The sequence below is a fragment of the Paenibacillus sp. ISL-20 genome (assembly GCF_018613005.1).
Classification (GTDB): domain Bacteria; phylum Bacillota; class Bacilli; order Paenibacillales; family Paenibacillaceae; genus Paenibacillus_AQ.
In genome coordinates this window covers 1-4,697 of the sequence record NZ_JAGGRD010000064.1, presented here as the reverse complement: position 1 = coordinate 4,697, position 4,697 = coordinate 1, and the positions used below count along the sequence as shown (strand labels likewise).

The following is a 4,697-nucleotide window of genomic DNA, read 5'->3' as shown; positions in this document are numbered from 1 at the left end:
AATCGCACGAAGTAACTCAATAGCTTTCGCGCTAAATTCCAGCGTTCCCGAAGGGAGAAAGCGCTCCTAGCCACTAAAGTAACGTAGAAGCGCCTCATTCAGAACCTAAGCACCTTGCGGGTGTCCAGAGGGCAGAGCCCTTGGGGCCCTCCCTTGGAAGGGAGGGTTTGGGTGGGTTCGAAAAAGGGTTACACTAAGCATTTTAGCTTGCACAGCTTTCACACTCTTCAATCGTCAGCGCACGGCTGCGTACATAATAAGTGGACTTGATGCCGGCTTTCCAGGCATGCAGGTGCAGCTCAAGGAATTCCGAAGCCCGGATATCAGGGCGGACGTACAGGTTAAAGCTTTGCGCTTGGTCAACGTGACGCTGACGGGCGGCAGCCATTTTGATGGACCAATGCTGGTCGATCAAGAAAGCCGTTTTATAGTACCAGATCGTTTTTTCGGACAGATCCGGAGCCGGGTTAGCCACTTTGTAAGTGGTTTTTTCTTCATAAGACAGAAGTTCGTACAATGGATCGATGCTCGCTGTGGAACCCGCGATGATCGATGTGGAGCCGTTCGGTGCGATGGCAAACAGCCATGCGTTACGGACACCGCTTTCTTGTACTTCTTGCTGCAATTCGCGCCATTGTTCGGTGGTTACGAACTTGCCTTCATGCTCGCCGTCGGTGTAACCGCGGAACGTGAAGTACTCGCCGCTCTCCCAGTCGGAGCCTTTGAATTTCGGATAGTGGCCTTTTTCCTTGGCCAACTCCATGCTGGATTTAACGAGCAGGTAGTTGATGTGCTCATACAGGTTGTCGTTATATGCAACGGCTTCGTCGGATTCCCAGCGGATGCCTTCCAGCGCCAGCAAGTGATGCAGACCGAAGGTGCCGAGACCGACCGCACGATATTGGCTGTTGGTATATTGAGCTTGCAGAACTTCAATATTGTTAATATCGATAACGTTATCCAGCATGCGAACCTGGATCGGAACGAGACGCTCCAGCACACCAGCAGGTACAGCACGAGCCAAGTGGATGGAGTTCAGGTTGCAGACAACGAAATCGCCAGGGATTTTGGAAATTACGATCCGGGTTTGGCCGTCTTTCGTAACCAGCTCCTCTTGCTCAACGACCGTCGGAGATTGGTTCTGCATGATCTCGGTGCACAGGTTGGAAGAGTAGATCATGCCATGCGCAGAGTTCGGATTCGCACGGTTGACCGTGTCGCGGTAGAACATATACGGTGTACCCGTTTCAAGCTGGGATTTCATGATGCGCTTCATAATGTCGATGGCTTGTACCGTAATGCGCGGCAGCAGCGGGCTCGCAACGGCTTCAGCATACTTTTGACGGAACTCACCTTCGCCTTGTCTTTGATCATAGAAGTCTTCCAGGCCCAGCGGACGGCCGCTCTCGTCTTTCCAGCCCATGATTTTCTTCACTTCATGCGGACAGAACAGGCTCCACTCTTCACGTGCTTCTACAGCTTCCATGAACAGGTCAGGCAGACATACGCCGTGGAACACGTCATGTGCTCTCATGCGCTCGTCACCATTGTTCAGCTTGAGATCCAGGAAGGACAAAATGTCTTTGTGGAACACATCTAGATAAACCGCGATGGCACCTTTACGAGTTCCCAATTGGTCAACGCTAACAGCGGTGTTGTTCAACTGGCGAATCCAAGGGATAACGCCGGAGCTGGTGTTCTTGTGACCGCGGATGTCAGAGCCGCGTGCACGGACTTTACCGAGGTACACCCCGATGCCGCCGCCCATTTTGCTGAGACGGGCGATATCCGTATTGGAATCGAAGATTCCTTCCAGGGAGTCGTCCACGGTATCGATGAAGCAGCTGGAAAGCTGGCCGGCTACTTTTTTACCTGCGTTAGACATGGTCGGCGTAGCGGCCGTCATATACAGGTTACTCATGGCCCAGTAGGCTTCTTTGACAAGGTCAAGACGTTTGTCAGCTGGCTCGTTGTGCATGAGGAACATCGCGATGACCATGTACCGTTCTTGCGGAAGTTCCATGACGCGACCGTCAAAGTCGTTTGCCAGGTAACGCTCAGCCAGTGTCAACAGCCCGATGTAATCAAACAGCAGGTCGCGGCTTGGATCGATGCATTCGCCGAGTTCTTCGATTTGTTCTTTGGTGTAGCTGGTCAGAAGATCCTCGCGATAAATGCCTTTCTGTACAAGCTCCGTAATGAGCGGGTAGAAGGCACCGTATGGTTCTTCCGGGTATGCTTTGTATCGGCGGTTGGTGGCCGCTTTTTTATATAAAGAGGTCAGAAACGAACGAGCAGCTGCAAACTTCCAATTCGGCTCTTCTTTGGTTACAAGCTCAAGTGCGGACATCGTGAAGGCGCTGCTGATTTCTTCGCCGGTAACTTGCTCACCGCGCAATTTGGCATTGACGCCGCGAAGCAGGCGCTCTTTATCGAGCATGTCCAATCCTTTTAGAGTCCGGTCGGCATAGACGGAGAGGCGAATTTCATCAAAGGCAAGCTGACGGTTGTTCGGTTTAACTACGAGCTGGGGCATGAATAAATTCCTCGCTTTCTTCGGGGGAAATATGAAAAAGGACATCAAAAAAACATTTTCTAAAACCCGCGGGCAGGCTTGAAAATGTCCGTGCGCTGTGATTCGAAAATGACGTTTGCCATAAGCCCATGAATGGGCATGATGTTATGTACAGACGCAAGCTTAACGAACACTTACCTAAAACCCCGTAGGTTGGTGTCTGCTGCATATAGGCAGGTCTCCTGACTTGGGCTACTTCCCTCGGCATTGCCTTCCCCGAGACCTGATCCGGTTCCTCGGTGGCATATGTCGTATGTGGATGGCTGATAGATCATAAACAGCCTTAGGCCCTTACAGTGGCGGGACCGTGATGGATTTACACCATGCTTCCCTATTAAGCCGGACTGCCTTATAGGTTGATCCGGCACCTACACACACTATATTTGGTTGTTGTTAATCTAATTTAACCCAATATATTGTGTTTGTAAACTATATTCTTAAAATTGAACGCAAAAAGAATTATAGCAAACGAGCGGTCATTGTGCCAGTTAAGAAACTGCCAAAAGGCTATAACATTTCCTGGATTGTGACCAAATGCGACCTTTTCTGCGCAGATACCACGTATATTATCGTTTTGACAAAATAGGATATATTCGTATGGATGCGACGAGAAAGATACACCATATCTTGTATGAAGCTAAAGACTGACGGACTTTGATAAGGAGGGTCAGAATTGATATGATAACTGTATCCGGGAGTTTAACGCATTCGGAAGCATTCCATATAGATGAGATGCAACGAGGGAGGTTTTCAAGATGGCTATAGCGGAGGTAACGGTGATTCCGATCGGCACCGCAACAACGAGCTTGAGTTCTTATGTTGCCGAGATGCAGCGTATATTGAAACAACAGGATGGAATATCCTATGAGCTAACTTCGATGAGCACCATCATCGAGGGAGAGCTTAACATGATCTGGCGGGCGATTGAGGCTTTGCATGAAGCGCCTTTTCTGTCCGGTGCGAAGCGCGTATCGACTTCCGTGAAGATCGACGACCGCAGGGATCAAGTCTCCTCGAGCAAACAGAAGATCCAGTCCGTGCAGGAGAAATTAGGCGGGTAATGCCTCCAGTTACAGGATATTTCCGTAAGAATAGGACTTGCATTTTGTTGCTGAAGTATTATAATAATTTTTGTTGTTTCGTGAGGAATAACATCGAACCACATTTGCTGGTGTAGCTCAGGGGTAGAGCAACGCACTCGTAATGCGTAGGTCGGGGGTTCAATTCCCTTCACCAGCATCTTTATAAACATAGTACAGCGCGGCTTCCCGTTTTTTCGGGGCCGCGCTGTTTTTGTTTAATAACCTACACTTCTAACATTTTGTATTAAATTTGAAATCTTCTTCGACAATCTTCTAACCTTTAGTCGAGTAAAGTAAGTTTTTCGTCCTCGATTTGGTTCCCTAAGATCGAGTCACCAATTGTATTTAGAACAGCTTCTTGCAAGTTGGGTAGCACGTGGGAATAGGTATCTAAGGTTACATTAATAGAAGAATGGCCTAGACGTTCCTGAACGATTTTAGGGAGTATACCTGCTTTTAGAAGAAGTGTAGCGTGGGTATGGCGGAGATCGTGAAATCGAATCCTCGGAAATTCCTGGTGTTCCTTAATAATGGTGTCAAGAATGCTATAGTAATTCCTCATGAGGTTTCGCGGTCCAAGAGGGGGGGCCCACGCTTGTTTGTAAGACTAAACCCGAATCTGTGTAGAATTTATTTGATTCTTTCTCTATCCGCTGTTTTTCAAAATGGTCATGGAGCATTTGTACAGTGTTAGCAAATAGAGCGATTGATCGAATGCTGCTATCATTTTTTGTATCATCAAAGTCATGTCCAACCTCAGCAATTGTATGTGCCTGTCTTACAGATATGCTTCTGATGTTTAAGTCTACATCAATTCGTCTTAAAGCAAGGATCTCACTTTGCCTCATGCCGGTAGAAGCAGCGAGCTCGAAAGCCACGTAATACTGATTTTGGGCTGCTGTATCCAAGAGGATTTTTAATTGTTGTTCATTCCACACTTCAAACTTTGCCTTTTTCCCTTGGGGAAGATCGACTGACCTTGCTACGTTCCGGACAACCTCACCCCATGTCACGGCTCAATCTAAAGCATCCATAATGAT

4 protein-coding genes, 1 tRNA gene and 1 riboswitch are annotated in these 4,697 nt (G+C 48.2%); of the genes, 2 read left to right on the top strand and 3 right to left on the bottom strand.

From position 1 onward, the window contains the following. Positions 1–202: 202 nt before the first annotated feature. A complete protein-coding gene (locus J7E85_RS29180) occupies positions 203–2,536 on the bottom strand; it encodes a ribonucleoside-diphosphate reductase subunit alpha (RefSeq protein ID WP_215163433.1) in 2,334 nt (777 codons plus the stop codon). Positions 2,537–2,730: 194 nt separating this feature from the next. Further along, positions 2,731–2,962, bottom strand: a riboswitch (cobalamin riboswitch). A gap of 368 nt (positions 2,963–3,330) precedes the next feature. Here J7E85_RS29180 and J7E85_RS29175 point away from each other — a divergent pair. Together J7E85_RS29175 and J7E85_RS29170 are read left to right on the top strand one after the other, a co-directional pair. Further along, positions 3,331–3,636 carry an MTH1187 family thiamine-binding protein gene (locus J7E85_RS29175; protein ID WP_076322239.1) on the top strand — a complete coding sequence of 102 codons (306 nt, stop codon included), beginning with the start codon at positions 3,331–3,333 and terminating at the stop codon, positions 3,634–3,636. A gap of 106 nt (positions 3,637–3,742) precedes the next feature. Beyond that, a tRNA-Thr gene (locus J7E85_RS29170) sits at positions 3,743–3,814 on the top strand. A gap of 123 nt (positions 3,815–3,937) precedes the next feature. Here J7E85_RS29170 and J7E85_RS29165 read toward each other — a convergent pair. After that, entirely contained in the window at positions 3,938–4,219 is a 282-nt protein-coding gene (locus tag J7E85_RS29165; protein ID WP_215163431.1) for a tyrosine-type recombinase/integrase, read from the bottom strand. Further along, on the bottom strand, positions 4,203–4,595 hold the full coding sequence (locus J7E85_RS29160) for a tyrosine-type recombinase/integrase (protein ID WP_215163429.1): 393 nt from the start codon (positions 4,593–4,595) through the stop codon (positions 4,203–4,205). The genes J7E85_RS29165 and J7E85_RS29160 overlap by 17 nt, the downstream gene beginning before the upstream one ends. Positions 4,596–4,697: the final 102 nt, after the last annotated feature.